General features: G+C 30.8%; 13 protein-coding genes. All 13 read right to left on the reverse strand.

The annotated features are described in order from the left end of the window. Positions 1–1,881 (reverse strand): sensor histidine kinase, encoded by a 1,881-nt coding sequence (locus D2A34_RS04210; protein WP_119365819.1) that lies wholly within the window; start codon positions 1,879–1,881, stop codon positions 1–3. A gap of 21 nt (positions 1,882–1,902) precedes the next feature. Further along, the gene (locus tag D2A34_RS04215) at positions 1,903–3,537 is read right to left on the reverse strand and encodes an extracellular solute-binding protein (protein ID WP_119365820.1); all 1,635 of its coding nucleotides are present in this window, start codon (positions 3,535–3,537) and stop codon (positions 1,903–1,905) included. A 408-nt stretch (positions 3,538–3,945) separates the two neighbouring features. Then, a complete protein-coding gene (locus D2A34_RS04220; protein ID WP_079437770.1) occupies positions 3,946–4,743 on the reverse strand; it encodes a polysaccharide deacetylase family protein in 798 nt (265 codons plus the stop codon). A gap of 249 nt (positions 4,744–4,992) precedes the next feature. Beyond that, positions 4,993–5,847: a carbohydrate ABC transporter permease gene (locus D2A34_RS04225; protein ID WP_079437769.1), complete on the reverse strand. Its 855-nt coding sequence runs from the start codon at positions 5,845–5,847 to the stop codon at positions 4,993–4,995. Positions 5,848–5,873: 26 nt separating this feature from the next. Next, positions 5,874–6,743: a carbohydrate ABC transporter permease gene (locus D2A34_RS04230; protein ID WP_079437817.1), complete on the reverse strand. Its 870-nt coding sequence runs from the start codon at positions 6,741–6,743 to the stop codon at positions 5,874–5,876. Positions 6,744–6,820: 77 nt separating this feature from the next. After that, the gene (locus D2A34_RS04235; protein WP_119365821.1) at positions 6,821–8,122 is read right to left on the reverse strand and encodes an extracellular solute-binding protein; all 1,302 of its coding nucleotides are present in this window, start codon (positions 8,120–8,122) and stop codon (positions 6,821–6,823) included. Positions 8,123–8,227: 105 nt separating this feature from the next. Further along, the gene (locus D2A34_RS04240) at positions 8,228–9,064 is read right to left on the reverse strand and encodes a response regulator transcription factor (protein ID WP_119365822.1); all 837 of its coding nucleotides are present in this window, start codon (positions 9,062–9,064) and stop codon (positions 8,228–8,230) included. A 3-nt stretch (positions 9,065–9,067) separates the two neighbouring features. After that, positions 9,068–10,876: a cache domain-containing sensor histidine kinase gene (locus D2A34_RS04245; protein WP_119365823.1), complete on the reverse strand. Its 1,809-nt coding sequence runs from the start codon at positions 10,874–10,876 to the stop codon at positions 9,068–9,070. Positions 10,877–11,132: 256 nt separating this feature from the next. Beyond that, positions 11,133–11,969, reverse strand: a complete 837-nt coding sequence (locus tag D2A34_RS04250) for a polysaccharide deacetylase family protein (protein WP_119365824.1) — start codon at positions 11,967–11,969, stop codon at positions 11,133–11,135. 14 nt (positions 11,970–11,983) lie between these two features. Beyond that, entirely contained in the window at positions 11,984–13,579 is a 1,596-nt protein-coding gene (locus D2A34_RS04255; protein WP_119365825.1) for a response regulator transcription factor, read from the reverse strand. Positions 13,580–13,595: 16 nt separating this feature from the next. Beyond that, positions 13,596–15,410 (reverse strand): sensor histidine kinase, encoded by a 1,815-nt coding sequence (locus tag D2A34_RS04260; RefSeq protein ID WP_119365826.1) that lies wholly within the window; start codon positions 15,408–15,410, stop codon positions 13,596–13,598. A 284-nt stretch (positions 15,411–15,694) separates the two neighbouring features. Further along, entirely contained in the window at positions 15,695–17,233 is a 1,539-nt protein-coding gene (locus D2A34_RS04265; RefSeq protein ID WP_119365827.1) for a glycoside hydrolase family 43 protein, read from the reverse strand. Between the two features lie 295 nt (positions 17,234–17,528). Further along, the gene (locus D2A34_RS04270) at positions 17,529–21,269 is read right to left on the reverse strand and encodes an endo-1,4-beta-xylanase (RefSeq protein ID WP_119365828.1); all 3,741 of its coding nucleotides are present in this window, start codon (positions 21,267–21,269) and stop codon (positions 17,529–17,531) included. Positions 21,270–21,571 lie beyond the last annotated feature (302 nt).

Consider the following 21,571-nt stretch of genomic DNA (forward strand, 5'->3'; position numbering starts at 1 on the left):
TTATTTATTCCACTCTGTTTTGTCAACGTTTTTAAATTGTACATCCCCATCTATATTAGGAAGCTTAAGCGTTATTTTAGTGTAATGATCCTCTTTAGAATCAATCATAACACCATATTCTTTTCCGTAAAAAAGTTTTATTCTATCGCTTACGTTTTTAAGTCCAAGACCATATCTTTTGTCTGCATTTCCGTTTATATGATTCTGAATTTCCTGAACTTTGCCTATGTTCATTCCGTTTCCATCGTCCTTTACATTTAGGTACAAATATTCTTTGTCTATATTAACGGATATATATATATATCCATTTTCATCCATTAATTTTTTTGAAAGACCATGTTTCACCGCATTTTCTACTAACGGCTGAATTGATAATTTTAATATTTTCCTATTTAAAAATTCTTCATCAATATCAACCTTTAAAATTATTTCAAAATCATATCTAAGAGTCATTAATGTTATATAATTTCTAATATGACTTACTTCTTCACTTAATGGTACAAACTCGTTATTCCACTTCATATTATACCTCATCATATCACCTAAAGAAGCCAAGCAATCAGATACTATATAATTCTCTTCAACTAGTGCCATCATCCTAATATTCTCCAGAGTATTATATAAAAAGTGGGAATCTATTTGAGTTTTCAATGCTTTTAACTCTGCTTCCTTGGTTATTATTTCTTTATTTACGCTATCCTTAATCAGTACGTCTATCGTTTTCATCATTTGTCTGAAGTTATGAGCAAGTACTCCCACTTCATCATTACCGTATACATCTATGCTCGGCATTAGATCTCCAGTCCTCACCTGCTTGACTGCAGAAATTATTTTATACAATCTTTTGAGAATGGTTTTAGTTGCATAATATATCAATATAGATAGGAAGAGTAATAAAAAAGTAGACCCCCAAATAACTACATACTTAGAATTTTTTATTTCCTGCGAAATGTTATTTAATGGTATAATATTTAATAAATAATTATTTGGAATTGGTGACTCTTCGTATATTATTATATAATCTTCATTTCCTTGATTATAAGTCAGTTCTCCTTTTTCATGTTCTAATTTACCATCAATAAACTCTCGAAACTTACTTTTATCAAAGTCAAAATTTCTAAGTAGCGAGCTATTCTCATCTGTTCTTATATTCATATTTTCATTATCAATTAACAGTATTTGTCCACTTTTTAACTCATCTTTTTCAAACATTTTGGGAAAAAAGTCTTTAGATCGCATTGTAACTCTGCTGATTCCTAAATATTTATCATTGGGATAATTAATTTTCTTATTAATAGAAACAACCAAATCTTTCGATTCCTCATTAAGAGTGGAATTAACTAATATATCATTATCATAATGATTAACATTCCAATATTCGGCGCCATTTTTTTCAATAGTTTTTTCATACCATCCATCTATAGCAACTCTATTCTCTTTGTAAAATGTAGGCCAGATTTCACTCACTTGTGAATTACTAGTAAATATATTTATTTGCTTAATTGTTGGATTATTATTTTGCAGATTAATTAATTGTTTATATGTTGTTTCTCTAAAATCAATTAATGTTTTTGCTTCTTGATTATTATCACCTTGTAAATATCCTATTACCCCACTATCAGATTTTATAGAATTAACTATATTCCGCATTATATACACATTCTTTTCAATACTATCATATTCCGTACTAAGATCGTATTCCCCCCTGCTAATTGCATCATGTTTAGCTTTAGCTGAAAGAGAACTAAATATATATAGAGAAAATATTACTATTGGTATACCAATAATAAATATGTACATAGTAATTAATTTTTTCATTAAACTTCCACTAATAAATATTTGCTTAACTTTTCCCCAAAAAATTACAATATTATTTTTCATTTAAGCAACTCCTATTTTAACTCATCTTAATACATTAAGTTTTTTCTTATTTTCTTCATATTTTTGCTGAGCATATTTTTGCAATTTATCCCACCCTTGATCTTTTCTATATATAATAAATTCATTTAATATACTATTAAACTCCTCTTCATTCTTAGCTATAAGTAATTTTTTCAAAGTACTCCCCCATTTTGTGCTTATTCTAGAAAAAGCTACTCCTTCTTCGCTATCATCATATGTATAAACGTTATCAAACAAAGAATAATTATAGGTTTTTCCCTTTGCCCAATCACTTATCATTCTTATTGCTTCCTCACTATCAGGTGTCCATTTCTGTATTAAATCTCCATCCTCTAGCATCCAATAAGTGCTTGCTGCACCATATTTATTGTCAAAAGCTATTCTGTCCTTATTTAACAAATCAATAACTTCTGGTTTAAACTGTTCCTTTCCATCAATTACATCCCAAGTTGAACCTTTTATCCCCAAATACAGATCCCGATTTCCCTCTTCGCTAATTAAATAACTTAAAAACCTCATAGCTCTCTTTGGATCCTTGCATGATTTTGAAATTAGTGTAACTGTCCACCCCGAGATACTGTCTCCTGCTAATTTAGGTGGATCGAGCTTAGAATTTGAAGGCCCAGCAATAGCCATATATGCCTTATTTTTATCTCTAGAATATAATTCCAGCTGTTGGGTAGACATATCAGAACTTTGGTAAAGCATTGCAAAATATCTTCCTTCAGTTATCTTTTCTTCTATCTGAGCTCTTTTATCTATAAAAGTATCCTTTGATAACAATCCTTTCTCGTTAGCCATTCTTAATGTCTTTAACCATCTAATGTATTCGTTATCTATATTTTTATCATATACTCTACCATTTTCTTCCCTAGGAACTGCTAAAAAATTTGGTAAAATGCTGTCTAGAGAAAGATTTCCAGAGTCATTAAACTCATGGAATCCTAGAGGTATCAGCTCTTGACCATCAACCATAGGGAATTCTTTTTTAGCCCTTTCAAGTGCAATTAAAAAGCCCTCAGGCGTTCTCATATCAGGTTTTCCTAAAGCTTCATAAATATCTTTCCTCACTAGAAATGCTTGATTAGATGGTTTTTCTTCCTTGTAATCGTTAAAGTCTCTCACCGGGCTTGAAAAATTGGGATAGCAATAAACATGTCCATCAATTTCCCTATACCACTCCAATTTTTGTTTATCTGCAACTTTCATAAAATATGTATCATATTGTTCTGATAGTTTATCAAGAGGCAGAGCTAAACCATTTTGTATAACCCTCTTATATCCATCGCTCTGAGAACTTAACGTAATAAAGTCTGGTAATTTACCCGCTTCAATCATAGCATTTAATTTTTCTGTTTCATCACCGCTTGGAGTTATTAAGTTTAAACTAACACCAGTTTTATCTGTAACATATTTTGAAACAGGATTAGTACCCCACTTAGTTTGAAACCATGAAAAATCAATATACCAATCAAATGTTATTGGTGTTATATCCGCCTTCCAATCTTCTTTACTATACTTATTATTTATTTTATTATCTATTTTTTTATCAGATAAATTACATGCGGTGAATAATACGGAAACCACAATTAAAATTATAATACCTTCACAAAACTTTACATTTCCCCTTCTCATAATTAGTCCCCCTTAAAATTAAAATCTAATTATATATATTATATCTTGAATACCTAACATAGTAATGCATGTTAAAAGTTCATATTTAAAGTGCCCCTATTATAATAAAATCCTCCCAAAATGATATAATGTAAATAACAACAAATACAAAAACATCAAAAATTAGGAGGGTTTATTTATACGAATACTATAACACAATCTAATGGAAATAAAAACGACTTTATAAAATTTATACTAATTTAAGCTAAATACTTTAAAATAATACATTGCAACAAGGAAAATATTTAAATCTATAAAATGGGTCCACAATGAGAATCGAGCTTATGTGCATACTCACCAAAATTAAATACATATTTATTTCATAGAGCTATGAAAATGAGCTGTTAAAAGTGCTTATTTATAGATATCTTATAATCTTATTGTTTCTCCACCAATAACTTTTACGGCTTTGTTATCTACACTAATCCATACTGTTATTGCAGTCGGATTATATACAATATCTCCTTTTGCCGAGAATTCAAGTCTCTTTAACGCCTTAATATATCTCATTACTTCAATATTAGTTGCAAACCATATTTCTTTATTCTTAGAAACTAGCTCACAAAAATTCTCAATTAAGTTCCAGTTATTATTTCTTTCAAACTCAAAGCTATGTCCCCAAACATACATCAGCTTTAGCTTTCCTTTAAACTCATAATCGGAGAATTTTTGTCCAATCTTCATAAGATTATCATCATGATGACAAGTTGCATTCCATGCCAAAAAATTTTCTGGAATATAGAAATCATGATGTGAAATTACAGTTCTTGAATACTGAATTCCAAGGCTCTCAAGAGTTTTTATTAAATCTCCATTAAAAGCTCCGTATGGGTAGGACATTCCTTTTATAGGGTAACCAACCAAAGACTCTAAGCATTTTCTGTCTTCAACTATTTCTTCTATAATAGCTTCAACAGGTATGCAGTCTAAAAATGGATGAGTTTTTGCATGCACAGAAACCTCATGACCTTTATAAAGTTCTGCAACTTCAGCTTTAGTAATAAAATTCTCCTTGTCTAGAATTCCTGAGTTTAAATGAAATGTACCTTTTATTCCATACTTATTAAATATGCTTATTAATCTTCTATCAAAAATTTGTCCATCATCATAACTCATGGTTAGTGCTTTTGTTTTTCCTTCTGGAAATAAATCAAAATTAACATTCATAACTTTCACCTCAAATTTTATATGTTTAATACAGTAAAAAATAATAAATCAAAGAAGTTACGTGTATGATCATTATTTTCATGTCCTCTGACGCAACCCTAACACTTGTTGACACACTTGCAATTATCTATATATACATTTACTTATTCTACTTCCAATGTAACTAACGACATAATAGGAAGCATTACCATAAATATTCTCATTTATCTTACCAGCCAATCTATTTATTTTTTTATTAAGAACTTTACATTATTCCTTTACCGCACCTGCTGTAAGGCTCTTCTGCACCTGATCACTTAAAAGTATATATATTAATATTGTTGGTATTGTTGCAATAACAAGTCCTGCACCTATATCTCCCCATTTTGTTACGTAATTACCTACCATAGACATAATGCCTACTGTAAGTGTTTTATATTGAGCTTTATTTATAAATGTTACTGCAAACATTAACTCATTCCAGGAAGAAAGATATGTGAATATGGCTACAGTAGCCATAGCTGGTCTTATAATAGGAAGAATTATAGAAAAAAATATTCTAAAAATTCCGCATCCATCTATAACTGCTGCTTCTTCAAGCTCCCTTGGAATACCTTTTAAAAATCCTGTTAGTATTAATACTCCCATAGGAATTCCAAAAGCAGTATAAGGTATAATTAAAGCCCAATATGAATTCAGTAATTTCAAATCTTTAAGTACCATAAATAATGGCAATAATGCTGCGTGTATTGGAACCATCATTCCTGTTAATATTATTATCATAGTAACCTTGCTCAATTTCCACTTCATACGGCTAATTGCATATCCTGTCATAGAGGACAGGATAAGCACTAACGCTATAGTGGCCACTGTAACAATAACACTATTAAAGAAATATTTCATAACTTGAGCTTGAGAAATTGCGCTTTCATAGTTTTCAATACGCCACACTTGTGGAATACCAGCGACATTGCCACCAAATATCTCATTATTGTCCTTAAAAGAGAATAATATTAGCCATATAAGTGGATATAACTGTATTACAGCAACAATAATAAGAAATATTTGTATAGGTAATTTTCTTACACCCTTCTTACTTATTAAAGAACTCTTGATTATGTTCATCTTAAATCACTTCCTTCCATTATCTTCTATTCTGTTTTAATAAGCCTATCAAGAAGCACTGTTAGTACTAAACATTCTAATATAATAAATACTGATATTGCGCTGCCATAACCGTATTTATAATTATCAAAAATAGTAGTGTACATTAATGTACTTGGTACTTCTGTTGAGAAAAAAGGGCCTCCATTAGTTAACACATAAATTAAATCAAATACTTTTAATGCACCAATAAGTGAGAAAGTTATACAAACCTTTAAAATAGGTTTTAAAAGAGGAATAGTAATATGAAACGCAGTTTTTACTGGAGAAGCACCATCTATTTTAGCTGCTTCGTAAATATCTGAAGAAATTGACTTCGCTCCTGCATACATAATCAACATATGATAACCTACATATTGCCATAATATAGGGATGAAAGTACTTATAAGAGCTGTATTCTCTTTTCCCAGCCAGTCATGGACTAATTTTCCTTGTCCAATAGCTTTAAGCAATGTATTAAGTAAGCCATAATCAGCATTGTATATTTTAATCCACAATTGCCCAATTACAACAGTAGAAATAATTACAGGTATAAAATATACCGTACGATAGAATTTTTCAAATTTAACCCCTGAGGCTAAAATTAGTGCTAAGAGTAACGATATTGGCAATTGAATTACAATGGAAACCACTGCAAATAATAGTGAGTTCTTGGCTGAATGCAAGAATCTTGTATCTGAAAACATTTGTTTATAATTATCTAATCCAATAAATGTACCTTTTCCTATACCACTCCAGTCAAATGTACTGTATCTTACTGATAAGATGATAGGAACAAATATAATTGCAGACATTATGATTAGTGTTGGTAGTACAAATATACATATTATTTTCTTATTTGATAAAATAGAATTTATGATTATCACCCTTTCAATAAAGCATGCAGTAAAACCTTTTTGTTTTACCACATGCTCTGTAGTATACTAAACTTTTGCTATTTTGCTGATTCTACCTTAGACATTTCATCACAGAATTGCTCTGGAGTAATCTTCTTTCCTAAAAGTTCTGCAATAGCATTTTTATGAGTCTCTGCAGAAGTAGCAGGAAGGATATTATCCCACCAAGTAACATATGATGTACCTGTTGCCATTAAATCTGCTGCTTGTTTTGTTAGAGGTGAAAGCTTAGAAGTATCTAAATCTTTGGTATCCCAACATGCTAGTCCTGCATTTGCTAAATAACCTTCTTTACCTATTTTTTCGCTTAGATAACTTAAGAATTCAACAGCTTCCTTAGGATGTTTTGTATTTGCATTAACATAAAAGCCATCTACACCACCTCCATAGAATTCTGTTATTTTACCAGCACCATCTTTAAATAAAGGGAAAGGTACTGCAACAACTTTTCCACTGGTAGCTGCTGAAGGATCATCTATTGGTGATGTTACCCAATTTGCTTGAAACATCATTGCAGAATTACCTCCAGTAAAGGCTCCTAGCATTTCATCATAACTCATGCTAAACATACTATCATTAAAAGCTCCAGCATCAGCGAGCTCTTGCATTTTTTTCGCAGCTGCAACAAACTCAGGGGATTTGAATTTTGAAGGATCTTTCATTGCCGCCATAACTGCAGAATTTCCCGCTTGACGCATAGCCATAATGTCAAACCAATACATTCCTGGCCATCTATCCTTCTCTCCTAAAGCTATTGGAGTGATATTTGCTGCACGTAATTTTTTTACAGCATCAAGCAATTCATCATATGTTGTTGGTATTTTAGCTCCAGCCTTATCAAATAGCTCTTTATTACAATATAAGCTTGCTATGAACGTATACATAGGTAAACTATAAGTCTTCCCCTTAACTACACAACCATCTATCGTACCTTTAATTAATTTATCTTTAATTTCTGGAGTAATATATTGATCAATTGGCAGCATATTTCCTGCTTCTATATAAGGGCCAACAAAACTTCCTCCCCACATATATTCTATATCTGGAGCTTCATCTGCAGCTAGTGCTGTCTTAATCTTTGTTTTATACTGCTCACCTGTAACTCCATCTTGTTCTACAATGATATTAGGATGATCTTTGTTCCACTGATCTACAGCCTCTACTAGCAATTTTGCAGTTGGATCAGTATCTCCAACAGATTGATGCCACATAGTCAATTTAATTGGTCCACTCTCTCCTGAAGAATTGTCTGCACTTTTATTAGATGAACATGCAGCTAACGAAAAGGTCATCGCTGTAACAAGCGCAGCAGTCATTATTTTTTTAACGCGTTTTATCATAAATATCCCCCTTAATATATTTTTTTGATATCTCTTATATTTTAAAAGGATATGATATTGTTTACAATTCAATATCTGCACATAAACATTCAAAAAAACAACATGCTATATCTTAGTCTTATTGTATTTTTTAAACTCATTAATGCAAAGTCCCGTCTGCTTTTTAAACAAAATACTCAAGTAATGAGAATCACTTATTCCTACTCTTTCACTAATCTGAGTTCCATTTAAATCTGTTTCTAATAAGAATTTTTGAACCTTTCTAATCCTTATATAAGTAAGATATTCAACAAAAGTTTTTGAAGTCTGCTGCTTAAATAAACGCCCTAAATGCCCTGGACTTATAAAAAATTCTTTTGCAACACTAGAGAGTGATAAATTTTGATTTGCAATATTATTATTTAAATATTTCTTTACATCTTCAATGAATGTATTAACTTTTACGTCATTTGATTTTTCCATTAAACCATTGATATTTTCTGCATATGCCTTGATTTTAGGTAGATTTTCCTCAACCTGCTTTTTCAATTGATTGTATTCTTTTTCATGGTTTCTTTCTGAACTTATTATACTTCTTAACTTACTTAAGGTCTGCATGAGCTCAGCTGAATTTATTGGTTTTAGAATAAAATCAGCTATTCCAAGCCTAACGCTGCTTCTTGCATATTCAAAGTCATCATAACCTGTAACAATAATGATTTTAATGTGTGGATATTTTGCTAATACACGCTTACTAAATTCAATCCCATCCATAGAAGGCATACATATATCAGTAAATATAATATCTGGATTCAGTTTGTCAACCAGTTCTAATGCTTGTTCAGCATTTCCTGCTTCTCCTACAGCTTCCATACTTGCTTCTTTCCAATCAATCTTCATTTTGATAAGATTTCTAATCAAATATTCATCATCTACAATAATAACCTTTAATATTTCATCCACTTTTTATTCCTCCTTTTCCTCCGCTTCTATGAATAATACAATTTTTGTTCCCTCTCCCAGTTTGCTCTCAATTTTATAAGCGTTATCATTTCCATAAAAAATCCTAATTCTTTCGAAGGTTCCTCTTAATCCAAAACTTTCCTCGATACCCCTATCCTTACTGATCAATATATCCTCTATTTGTTCTTCACTCATTCCAGCACCGTCATCTTCTACTGAGAGTATAACAATTCCCTCCCCCTTATGAGCACTAATTTTTATAGTTCCATTTTTCCCTTTTGCTCTAATTCCATGATATAACGCATTTTCAGCAAGGGGCTGCAAAATAAGCTTAGGAATTTTGTACTCAAAGCAGTTTGATTCAATAGTATATTCCATTTCAAATAAATCTGGATATCTTACCTTTTGAATTTTAAGATAGTTTTTAACCATTTCTACTTCTTCTCTAATTGTTATAATTTCTTTACCTTTGCTAACACTTGTCCTATAATAATTCCCCAAAGCTTCTACTAAATAACTTACTTCCTTATTACATCCAGAAAGCGCCAGCGAATTAATTGAATCTAATGTATTGTATAAAAAATGAGGTTTAATTTGTGCTTGAAAGGTATACAATTCTGCTTTTCTGATTGTCTTTTGCTCCTCTATAACACGAGCGATTAATTTTTTTATTTCTGTTATCATTATATTGTAACCGCTGCAAAGTTTTTTGAATTCATAGCCATAGGTTTTAATTCTTACCTCATTAAATACACCTTTTTCTATGTCTTTCATTGAAGTCAAGAGAGATTTAATAGGTAGGGTAATAATTCGAGATATACTGATTGAACAAATGAACAAAATAATGCCATTGAATAAAATGATTATAAAACCAATGAAAATCATAGTCATGCTTTCTTTAGACAGCTGAGCAAAAGGTATGATGCTGACAAACTTCCAATTGTAATTATTTTTAGAACTATAAGAAATAAGATATTCTGTTGTACCAAGTTTCTTCATTTTATATCCAGTATCATTGCCTGAAAATTCATCTCCAATTCGTACTATTTCATTATCTATGTTTATATTTACTTCTACATTTTCCTTTTCATCTTTTAAACTTTTTAGTGATGTAATTTTTTGATTTTCCTTATCTAAAATTACTATGTTGGTCTCTGCATCATTAGAGATATTGTCAAAAACCTGTTTAAAAGATTTTTGTGGAATATTTATTACTAGAATGCCTAACTTATTCATGTTATCCATATCTCTCACTAAGCGTATCAAAGAAACATAATTCTCTTGACCCTTTTCAAAGGTCACTCCACCCCCATTTAACTCCAGTATAAAAGCTCCCTTTTTTTCTATTACATGCTTGTACCATTTCGCATTAACAATCTTATCAGATGGAAGGGTTGGCAATATATCCGCCCCTACTGAATAAACATTATTTGAATTATCTAAAATATAAACTGAACTGGCATAAGGTACTGATTGAATAAACTTGTATAAATATGAACTTACTTTAGCCTGTGTATTTAAATCCTCATACATGCTCCCTTGCCTTAAAAGCTTCTGTAAATCACTATTTGATAAAACCATTTTAGACAGACTATCTGCATTATTAATCATCAAGTTAATATTTGTCTGTATGGAATTTAAGGTTTGAACAGACACTTCACTAACCTTTCTCTGTGTAATATTCAAATATATTTTTTCATAGAACAAACTACTTACAACAGTCGAAGCTACAATAAGAACAAAATAAAACAAAGCTATTATCAACCCAATTTTGCTATTAGATAATTTTTTATTTAATCTTTTTAGCCACATTATTAGATTCCTCCCATGAATTCAAATTCTACACTTATTTTAAAATTTGCGCCTCCATGTTCCTTCATTGTAATATATTTACCATTTAGTGCTTTTTAAATTACTCATATCACTTGACTTCAAAGTTCAAATATTTTATATTTTCCCCCACATTAAAAAATCCCCTAAAGGGGATTGTGACTTCTATAAATAAAATAGAAAAGTTTTTTATATATTCCATTAACATTTTTTTAATTTATTATAATTATGTTTTATACTAGATTTCTATTATTTTTCCTGCATCTATTTCAATAATCTTTTCATTATATTCAAACCATATTTTCATGCTTGATGGATTCTTTACTTTTTTGCCATCAGCGCTGAATATTAATCTGTTATAAGCATCAATATACTCATAAATTTCTATGTTTGTTGCATACCAAATATCTTCTCTTCCACCTACATATTTACCAAAGTCCTCAATAATGCTCCAATTATCGTCTGCTTCAAATTCATAGCTGTGTCCCCACAGATAAAATAAATAAGGTGCATGAGTTACCTCATCTTCAACAAACTTTTTTGTTAAGTTTTCAAATTCTGGTGACCTATGGTGGCAAGTTGCTGTTAATCTCATCCAATCCCTCGGAATTCTAAAATCATTTGTTGAAATCACAGTTCTTGCATATACTATTCCGCATGCTTCAAGTGCTGCAATAACTTTATCATCAAAAGTACCATAAGGGTATGCCATTCCACGCACAATTGTATTAAATTGTTTTTCAAGATTCTCTCTATCCTCCATTATTTCTTTGACAACAAGGTTAGATGGTAATTGTTCAAGAAATGGATGAGTTAATGAGTGAACCGCCACTTCCTGACCAGAACTTTTGTAAATTTCCGTAACCTGTTTCTCCGTCATTCTGCGGTGAATCTGCCCTTCAGGATAAACTGTCCCATCTTCTGCATACACTCCACTATTCAAATTAAAAGTCCCTTTTAATCCATATTTATTCATAATTTCAATTAAACGAACATCCTGTTCCACACCATCATCATAACTCAAAGTAAGAGCCTTAGCCCTTCCCTCAGGAAATCTCAAAAAAATACTTGCCATAATATCACTCCTAATCATCTGCAGCAAAATTGCTTTCTGTATTGCAGTGGTGTCTTTTCTTTTACTTGAACAAATTTATTTATGAAGTAATCGGTATTATTATATCCAACCTTTTCTGCAATTTTATAAATTTTATCATCACTTCGTTTAAGCAATTCTGCTGCTTTTTCAATTCTATATGCATTTAAATAGTCTTTAAATGATACATTATATTGCTTTTTAAAAATTTGCCCCAAGTATGCACTATTAATATAGTACTTTTCACTCAAATATTTTAAACTTAACTTCTCCATATAATGCTCTGAAATTTCTTTATCAATTTGATTCAGAATACCCTGAAATGAATTTTGTCTTAATTGATTTAAATATTCTGCAAACACTAAAGAAAAATCCTTTAAATGATTTGCACTTCCCCTGCTTATCATTTGTTCAAAAGAAATAGAACTAATATATTGCATTACTTCCTCTTGATCAACTTCTGAATCTAATTCCTTTGCAATATTAATTAAATTACATAACAAATAATTTATATTAATCTTTATGATATCTAAATTTATCTTATGTTCTCTAAAACTTGCATAAATTTTATCAACACAATTTATAATTTCTTCCTGATTGTTATCCTCGATTTCATGAATTAAATAATCCATATACCGCTTTCCAGCATTGCAGCTAAGTTCTTTTTTCTTAGCCATTTCATCATAATATGTGATATTATTTTCAATTGAAAAATCTGAAAATAATCTAGCTACGGTTGCGGATTTATATGATAATGCTAATTCTTCTAAACTATTGACCTTCTGGCCTATATAAATGAAGAAATCGTACTTCTGAATTTGCTTCATATGAGTTTTAAAGCTCAATATATATTCATTTTCACTCATTCCATTTTCCTTAGCTAACCTTTTATCATAAATAAAACCAATATCATAACAACCCTTAGATTGTCCCATATCAATAATTACATTGTAAAAATCTTCCCCTAACCATTCGATCACGTTCTGATAAAAAATTAACTGCTTATCCCTTTTTTTACCATCTGATACATTTATTTCGTTATCATTGGAATAATTAATTTCAATAATCATATATCGCAATTCAGAAGAAAAATTCTGGTATCTTTTAATATATGCTAAGTTAGAATCATTGCATTTACCATGCATAATTTCATTTAAGTATCTATCATATATGACTTTATCGTTTATTTTTTGCATTATATGCTGTTGTTCCTGTTTAATATATTCTTCCTTAAATGCACTTAAAACCTTAATTAGTTCTTCTTTATTAATTGGTTTTAAGATATAATCAGTTACATTACATTTTATTGCCTTTTTAGCATATTCAAATTCGTAATAACCGCTTAATACAATAAATTTCACTTCGTTTAACATATTACCACGTACATATTCAATTAATTCAAGCCCATTCATTTCAGGCATTTTTATATCTACAATTATTAAATCAATATCTTTCACTTCTAACTCTTTAATTGCTTCAATACCATTCGCGGCCTCTCCAACAACTTCGTATCCATATTGTTCCCAATCAATTAAAATCTTTAAGCCTTGTCTAATAAATGGCTCATCATCTACTATTAAAACTTTAATCATAAATATCCCCCTAATATTAGTAGTTAATATTTTCATTTTCTTTAACTGCATGATTGATTAACTTTATTTCATCAAGACAAATTTGTATGGTTACTTCTGTACCTTCTCCTATTTTGCTTTCAATTTCAAACTGCATACCGTTATTACAGTACATTTGTAAACGCATATAAGTGTTAAGAACTCCTGTACTTTTACTATTGTTTAGAGTTTCTATTTTTGCATTATTAAGTTTCTCCCTAATTGAATTTAGCTTCACTTCATCTATTCCAATTCCTGTATCTGAAATTTCAATAATTAAATTATTATCATATTTAAATATAGCTACATTAATACTTGCATCATGCGAAACCTCTTCAATTCCATGAACGCAAGCATTTTCAACAAAACTTAAAATAGACAGCTTTGGAATCTTTATATTCTTACACTTTTCCATAACATAAAAACTATATGATAATTTATCACCAAAACGGTATTTTTGAATTTGGAGATAATTTTCTACAAAACGCATTTCGTCTTCAATGGTGATATTATCTTCTCCCCAATTTATTGTTTTTCTAAGCAATGCTGATAAATTTTCAATTATTTCAGCAGTCTCAACTTCCCCTTTAATTAAACTTCTCATACGAATACTTTCAAGGGTATTAAACATAAAATGAGGATTCACCTGGCTTTGGAGTGCTTTTAATTCTGCCTGTTTTTTTGCTAGTTCAAGACGCTGTTTTTCTACATCTCTCTTAAATACTACTTCTATTAATTCTTTAATTCTTAAAACCATCATGTTATAACTTCGAATTAATTTACCTATTTCATCTTTTTCATAACTATATTCTTCTATTATAGAAAATTCTTCATTCTCCACTTTTCTTAAATATATATTAAGTAAAGCAATCCTATTACCAATTGAATGGGAAATTAAAGCTATAATTATTGTAGGCAGTATTAGGTTTAATATTATTAATTCAATAAATAATTCTTTTTTTTCAATTATTTTTAAAAATGGGCTCATTCCTTTTTCAGTAATAATTATATTCCACTTTTCCTTTGACATCTTAAACTTATAGAAATCGTTTAATTTGACATTCTCACCTTGTATGGAGTCCACAGAATCAAATTTATCTGGACCTACACCGGATTTTCGATTGGAAAATAATACAAACTCGTTGTTACATATATATATATTATCTTCCATTTTTTCATTTAGGATATTATTTAATATTACGTTGTAATCAACATCTATTCTTAAAATATTCTCATGGGTTTTATCAAAGTTATCCAATTTTCGAATAATGCTAATTGTCCTAGCCATATTATTTATAGATAACTTTTTATCCTCATCATAAAAGACAGATATGGTCATAGCCTCTTTATTATTTCTAAATCGCTTGTACCACTCACTTCCCCGTATTTTGGGCGTTAACTTTACAAAATTATCACTATCACTTATTGTGTTATTGTCTGTAAAAATTGTAACTTGATATACATGTTGCGGTCCATAGTAATACTTTATTACATTGTTTTGTAGTAAAAAAATATATCTGTCATAGTAGGAAAGAAGATTATCATATCTTTTATTAATGAAATCATTTAAAGTTATGTCTTTATACAAATGATCTGATACTAACACACAATCATCAAATACTGCATCTAAATTATACTTAACTCTATCAATAGAATGCTCCATATTTATTCTCTGTTCTTTTTCTTCACTATTTCTTATAGTAATATAGAATATAGAGTTAGTAACAGTCATAGGAACTAAAACACAAACAAGATATATTAGTAATAATTTTGATCTAATACTATAATTATTCAATATCTTAAAGTTCTTCATTCTATTACCTCTTCTTCAAAAATTTATCACACTCTTACATTCTATGATATAACATTAAACTGCTATAAGCAAATACTTGGTTTCTTTCCAGAACATATATTGCATCTTTTTCAGCAGTTAAAAGTCCTATACGTGGTATTATTCCTTCTAGTATCTATCACAAAAGTTTCTGCTTTTTCTAACATTGAAGTATCCTCTAAATTTGTAATATTTGTGATAGAATTCTTATTTATTTCATCTTCTTAATTTATAATTCACAAATAGCATTGTCTATTTATTATATTTTACTTTAGAATTCTATACTTAAACTTAGAAAACTCAGCAATTCCACCAATCTCCTTTGTGGAAAATAGGAATAGGCCAACTCTACACCCTACAAACTGATCCATTTTCCATACCATATTGTGTGTGATACCTAATTTAATCCATTCTTCTCCATCTTGATAATAAAACTCACACTCGTCTTTATTATCTACGAAACAGCCATATGCCTTCAAGATAACTTTATTTCCCCTTATAGGAATCCTCGCATATTCAACTCCAGACTCATTGTCTATTAAATTTCCGAAGATAGATTTGTCGTCGCTCTCTCTTGCTAACATTACCAGGTAATATTTATCCTCTTCTTTGGTAAGTGCGATCAATCCGTATGAACTGATCAAGAAGCATAAACCAGCATAATCACCATTTTTAAGCTCGCTACCATCTAAATTTACAGTCACCTCACACGCAGGTCCCATGGCACGTTGTGTAAGTGTGTTTACGGCATAATTTAAATTTGAACTTATTTTTCCTGAATGGATGCGATACGTTCCTGAATTTTCTGTTACTGACCATAAATCATTTGATGATATATGATTCCACTGCCAGATATCTTTTAGATGAACCTTATGGTTTTCATTCGGTTTATAAATAAAATCATCATCTCCAACAAGAGGCTTATATTCATAATTTGGTCGCGTACTCGGAATCTCAATATATTCAGGAGCCTTTTTATCGAATACCGGAAAGTCATTTTCAAAGTGAAGTGGTACAAGAACAGGTATACGGCCAACAGCTCCATGATCTTGAAATAACATTGCATACCATTTGCCATCTTGAGTATCTACGATTCCTCCTTGTGCTATACCTGAATTAAAACATCCCATATCATCATCAAAAACCTCTCCTCCAACAAATTCTCCCTCTAGAGAATCTGCTACGAAGCACGCTTGAGTTCTTCGATGATTTCCAGATTTTAATATATGAATAAAAAATGCGTAATACTTACCATTAATTTTATAGAAATGAGCTCCTTCATACCCAAGGTAAAACTCTCGAGTCTCTCTCACAATTATTCTATTTATTCCACCTGGTTTAGGACCTGAAAGATCATCATTCAATTCTGTGAGGTGAATTTCAGTGTTACCGTAAATAATATAAATTCTATCATCATCATCAAATAGCAATGAACAATCATGATAGAACCCTTCTATTATTTGTCTTTCCCAAGGTCCATCTATATCCGTAGCTGTAAACAGATATGTTTTTTGCGTATCATTTGCTACAAAGCATACATAAAATCTGCCCTTATGATAACGAAGGGAGGCTGCCCACATTCCCTTTCCATAGATGTGTTTTTCACCTTCTAGTTTTTGATCTGGTGTATCATCTAAAACTTCATATACATAGGTTGCCACTTCCCAATTTATAAGGTCATAGGAACGCAATATTACGCCTCCTGGCATAAAATGCATTGTTGTAGTAATCATATAATAAGTATCATCTACTCGTATTATATCTGGATCTGGATAGTCAGCCCAAATAATAGGATTATTTCTCATAATACAGTCTCCTTCCTTATTTAATAATTTTTCAATCACAGCCGTATTATATATAATAGTTATTATAAAATTTAATTCTTGAGAAAATAAGCAGTTAAAGGTTCTTAGTCGTTAGTTGTTCAACTTTAGCCTGTCGCACTGAAAGTGAAAACACTCTAAAGTTGATGCAACCTAGTACTTAGAACCTCCTGCCAATTTTTAAAAACTTTTGGAACATTGCAGCCTTACGGTTACATTGTACCCTTTATTGGTATAAAAATATTTATAATTTCAGTAAGTTGTAATATAAATCTAATTATTGAATCCATACTCCATCAGAACCTAAAGTATATCCATCAACAGTTGCATTGTATAACATTTCTCCACTGCTATTTAAGAAATACCACTTTCCATCTGCGTCCTGTGTCCATCCTATTGCCATTTCCCCGCTATTTTTCAGTAAATACCATTTTCCATTCGTATCCTGAATCCATCCTATTTGCATTTCTCCGCTATTTTTTAAGAAATACCATTTTCCATTTGTATCCTGTGCCCATCCTGTTTGCATCTTTCCATCTTGATTCATTAAATACCACTTATTATCAACAAGCTTCCATCCAGTAACTGGTTTTCCATTTTCAATAAGTGTCCAATTATTATTTACATCAAGACTCCATCCTTCTTTCGCCACTCCGTTATTATTAGATGTGCTTGTGTTTTGACTTTCACTTTCATTTGATGAACTGCTTGAGCTTGAATTACTTGAATGATGATTAGAAGATCCTGTACTTGAATTACCAGTGCCTGTATTTCCTGAATTTGAACCAGAATTACCTGTATTTCCGCCATCTGTTGAATCAACAAGCATTATATTGCCTATATTACTCGTAGTAGACCAAGTTTGTCCACTTGCATCACACCAAATATTTACTCCATTTCTTACACCGTCGGCAGCATCATTTACTTGAGCATCAAATCCTATAATTTGGTTAGCCACAGCTTCATTTTTTAAAGGAATAGCTATTTCTACTATATATCCATTATCAGTTTTTGTAGTTGCTGATTTGAATTTATCAGTAATTCTGTTTCCGCCGCCACTTTGTTCATTATCATAATTTACTCTATATTGAGCATCATCATTATCATAAGATGAAGCTCTTGCGTTATTTTCATCTATAAATGTCTCAACTGAGTCTTGCTCATATGCATTAACACTACTTTTATCTAAATTACTATCTGCAACTTCATATAATGCATAAATATAATCTTTGTCCCATAAAGTTCTAACTTTAGCTTTAGCTGCATCTGTTCCTTGTACACTTACATCTGTGTTTATAACATTAGCAGTATTCCATATCTCATCTATTTTACCGTCAATATTTGGAGTTCCCTTTTTAGTTTCTGATAATTTTGATTCTTTAGCAAATGCTAATATTCCGCCATTTTCTGGACTTAATGTATCTACACTTGCATAATCATTCCAAACTACTGATGAAGTTATTTCACCATTAGAAGCATTATCATTAATTTTCATATCAAATACAATTTTAGTTCCTACTGCTGCTTTAATATCGCCTAATGGTATTTTAGCTTGTATTTGATACCCAGTAGATGTGGAAGTAACTTTAATTGCATCAGTATTAGTGCTACGATTAATTGAATACTTTACATATTCTCCTGCGCCATTATTTACAAATACATCTACAGTATCCTTATCTCCAACTGTTGTATCGCTTACATCTGCAAGAACATATAAATTATTTTCATCCCACATAGTTTTTACTTTAGCTGTAGCTCCGCTTGATCCTTTTACAAATGAATTAACGTCAAATGGTTTAACTGTCATCCACTTTTTATCCACAGAACTTCCAATTACAGGCGTTCCATTTGCTATATTTACTTTTTGTTTAAACACGGCAATCTTTGAAGGGTCAACAATTCCCCAATAACCAGGTTTAGCTTTTAAGTTTCTATCAAAAAGTAATGGAGCATCTTTTCTGCCTTTTACAGGAAAATCATCTAACCATGTATTATCATCTGAATTACCCCACATCATAACCAAACTTAAGTTTCCTTTTTCAGCTTGCTCTTTATAAACATCAAATATTTTCTTATACTGAGCTGCTTGTTGTGCTAAAATATCTTCTGTTGGTGTTTTCGTACCTTCATTATCTCCACTATAAATAGACATATCTAATTCTGTAACTTGAACAGTAAAGTCTGGATTATATTTCTTTAAGCTTGCAAACTTTTCAATTGTCTCTTTAATTTGTTCTGCTGAAGGACTATACATGGAAATATGCGATTGAATACCTATACCGTCTATTGGAGTTCCTTTAGCAAGCAATCTATCAACTAGATTATACAAATCATCTCTTTTTCTAGAACTACCTTCTGTTCCATAATCATTTATAATTAACTTTGCATCTGGATCAGCTTCATGAGCATATTCAAAAGCTAATCTAATATAGTCATCATCATAACCATCACCATCAACGTCTCCTATTATAGATTTCCATTTTGAATTTTCATCTTGTCCTCTTAAGCCACTCTTATCAGATATAACTTCATTTACAACATCCCAGTAATTTACTCTTCCTTTATATCTTCCCATTACAGTTTGTATATGTGTTTTCATTCTTTGTAATAATAATTCCCTTGAAGCTGGCTTACTTGAATCATCTTTATCTTGGAAAAACCACGCAGGTACTTGACTATGCCAAACTAAAGTATGTCCTCTTAATATCATGTTATTATCATTAGCAAAATTTACAATTTTATCTGCATCATCAAATGTAAAATTCCCCTCAGTTGGTTGCACTGATTCAGGTTTCATGCAATTGTCTGGCACTATAGCTCCATATTGATATTTGATGAAATCTGAATGCACATTATTCTCATCAATTTCACTAGGATTAACCGATGTTCCAAATGGGAAATATTGACTAAGTACATCTTTTAATTGTGGAATATCCTTTTGGTACTCTTTTTTAACTACTACAGTTTTTGTTACAACCACATTATCTAAATAAAAGTTAATTTTATCAGATGCAGGTATTGTAGTGGTCGCATCATCTTTATAAGGTAATTCTATATATATTGAGAATCCAGTTGCACCTGAAGGAACTGTGTAGTCACCTTCTATTTTTGTCCACTCACCTTTTTTTGCTGTACCTTTTCCTATAGTTTGATAATCTGAACTATCACCATTCTTGATTTGAGTTTGTAAATGGAATTCTTGGCTATCTAGTCCATTTTCATCATTATACATAACATATGCAGAAAAATGATAAGATTCTCCTTTTTCAAGTACACTTGTTAAATCCTTTATAGGACCTTCCCAAGTTTTTGTTCTTCCTGATATTTTTAAAGAATTACTTCCTTCTTGTTTTTGTGATGGATCTTGTGAAATTTCACCACCTCTAGCAGCCCAGCCACCTAATCCTTCTTCAAAACTTTGAGTATAAACTGTATCTGTAACTTCAGGTGCATCGTTGCCTGCTTCTGTTGTAATTTTGAAATCATCAATATAAAAATCAGTAGTAGCATCATCACACTCAACATAAGGTTTGGCTTTAGTTACTTCTCCCGCTGGACAATTAAATGTACCAGTAATTTGTGTCCATGTGTTTGCTTGTACATCTACTTGATTTGTCATTTGATTATAACCTTGTGTGCCACCTATCATATTGTCTAAAGTAACCTTAAACTTTTTTGTTCCTGCTCCATCAAATTTTACCCAAACAGAAGTTTCATATGTTTTTCCACCTTGTATTTTGCCCGTTAAATCTATTTTAGGCCCCATATAACCTTGAGTTCTTCCAGTTGCTTTCAAACAAACTCCAGCACCAGTAGTTACTCTTTCAAGAATTGCTCCTGAACCATCCCAAATAGTGGTATCATCAGCTTCAAATGTACTGTTAACTACTACAACCGATGATGTATCTTCAGTCGCAGCTTGCACCGGTATACTATTAGTAGACGTATACATTCCACCAAGCAAAGAACCTGTAATAACTAAACTCATTAATTTCAACTTTTTTTTCTTAGTAAACAATTTAATATCTCCCCCTTAATTATAATATATATATAAATAAAAATAACATTTATCCGATAGCTAGCATCCGTAACACTCCCAATTTATATGAAACTCCTCCTAAAGTCTGGTAATTAAGCGATTCATACTAAATCATAGATTTAGGTTCTCCGCTTAAGTGGGAGATAACGGCTGCATGCTCCTGGATATTATCTTTATTATTTTCACTAACATAGTATTAGGCTTTATATTTTAAGAAGTAGCTACGAATATGTCCTTTATTTCAAGTGATATCATTTACAAAAGCATCTAAAATAGAAATA

This window comes from Clostridium chromiireducens, assembly GCF_003575225.1.
Lineage (GTDB): Bacteria > Bacillota > Clostridia > Clostridiales > Clostridiaceae > Clostridium > Clostridium chromiireducens.

Bases quoted from the DNA above. Each gene is read 5' to 3' on its own strand.
- D2A34_RS04220 (WP_079437770.1), bottom strand. From the start codon at position 4,743: ATGAATGTTAATTTTGATTTATTTCCAGAAGGAAAAACAAAAGCACTA.
- D2A34_RS04215 (WP_119365820.1), bottom strand. From the start codon at position 3,537: ATGAGAAGGGGAAATGTAAAGTTTTGTGAAGGTATTATAATTTTAATT.
- D2A34_RS04260 (WP_119365826.1), bottom strand. From the start codon at position 15,410: ATGAAGAACTTTAAGATATTGAATAATTATAGTATTAGATCAAAATTA.
- D2A34_RS04245 (WP_119365823.1), bottom strand. From the start codon at position 10,876: ATGTGGCTAAAAAGATTAAATAAAAAATTATCTAATAGCAAAATTGGG.
- D2A34_RS04250 (WP_119365824.1), bottom strand. From the start codon at position 11,969: ATGGCAAGTATTTTTTTGAGATTTCCTGAGGGAAGGGCTAAGGCTCTT.
- D2A34_RS04225 (WP_079437769.1), bottom strand. From the start codon at position 5,847: ATGAACATAATCAAGAGTTCTTTAATAAGTAAGAAGGGTGTAAGAAAA.
- D2A34_RS04210 (WP_119365819.1), bottom strand. From the start codon at position 1,881: ATGAAAAATAATATTGTAATTTTTTGGGGAAAAGTTAAGCAAATATTT.
- D2A34_RS04265 (WP_119365827.1), bottom strand. From the start codon at position 17,233: ATGAGAAATAATCCTATTATTTGGGCTGACTATCCAGATCCAGATATA.
- D2A34_RS04255 (WP_119365825.1), bottom strand. From the start codon at position 13,579: ATGATTAAAGTTTTAATAGTAGATGATGAGCCATTTATTAGACAAGGC.
- D2A34_RS04235 (WP_119365821.1), bottom strand. From the start codon at position 8,122: ATGATAAAACGCGTTAAAAAAATAATGACTGCTGCGCTTGTTACAGCG.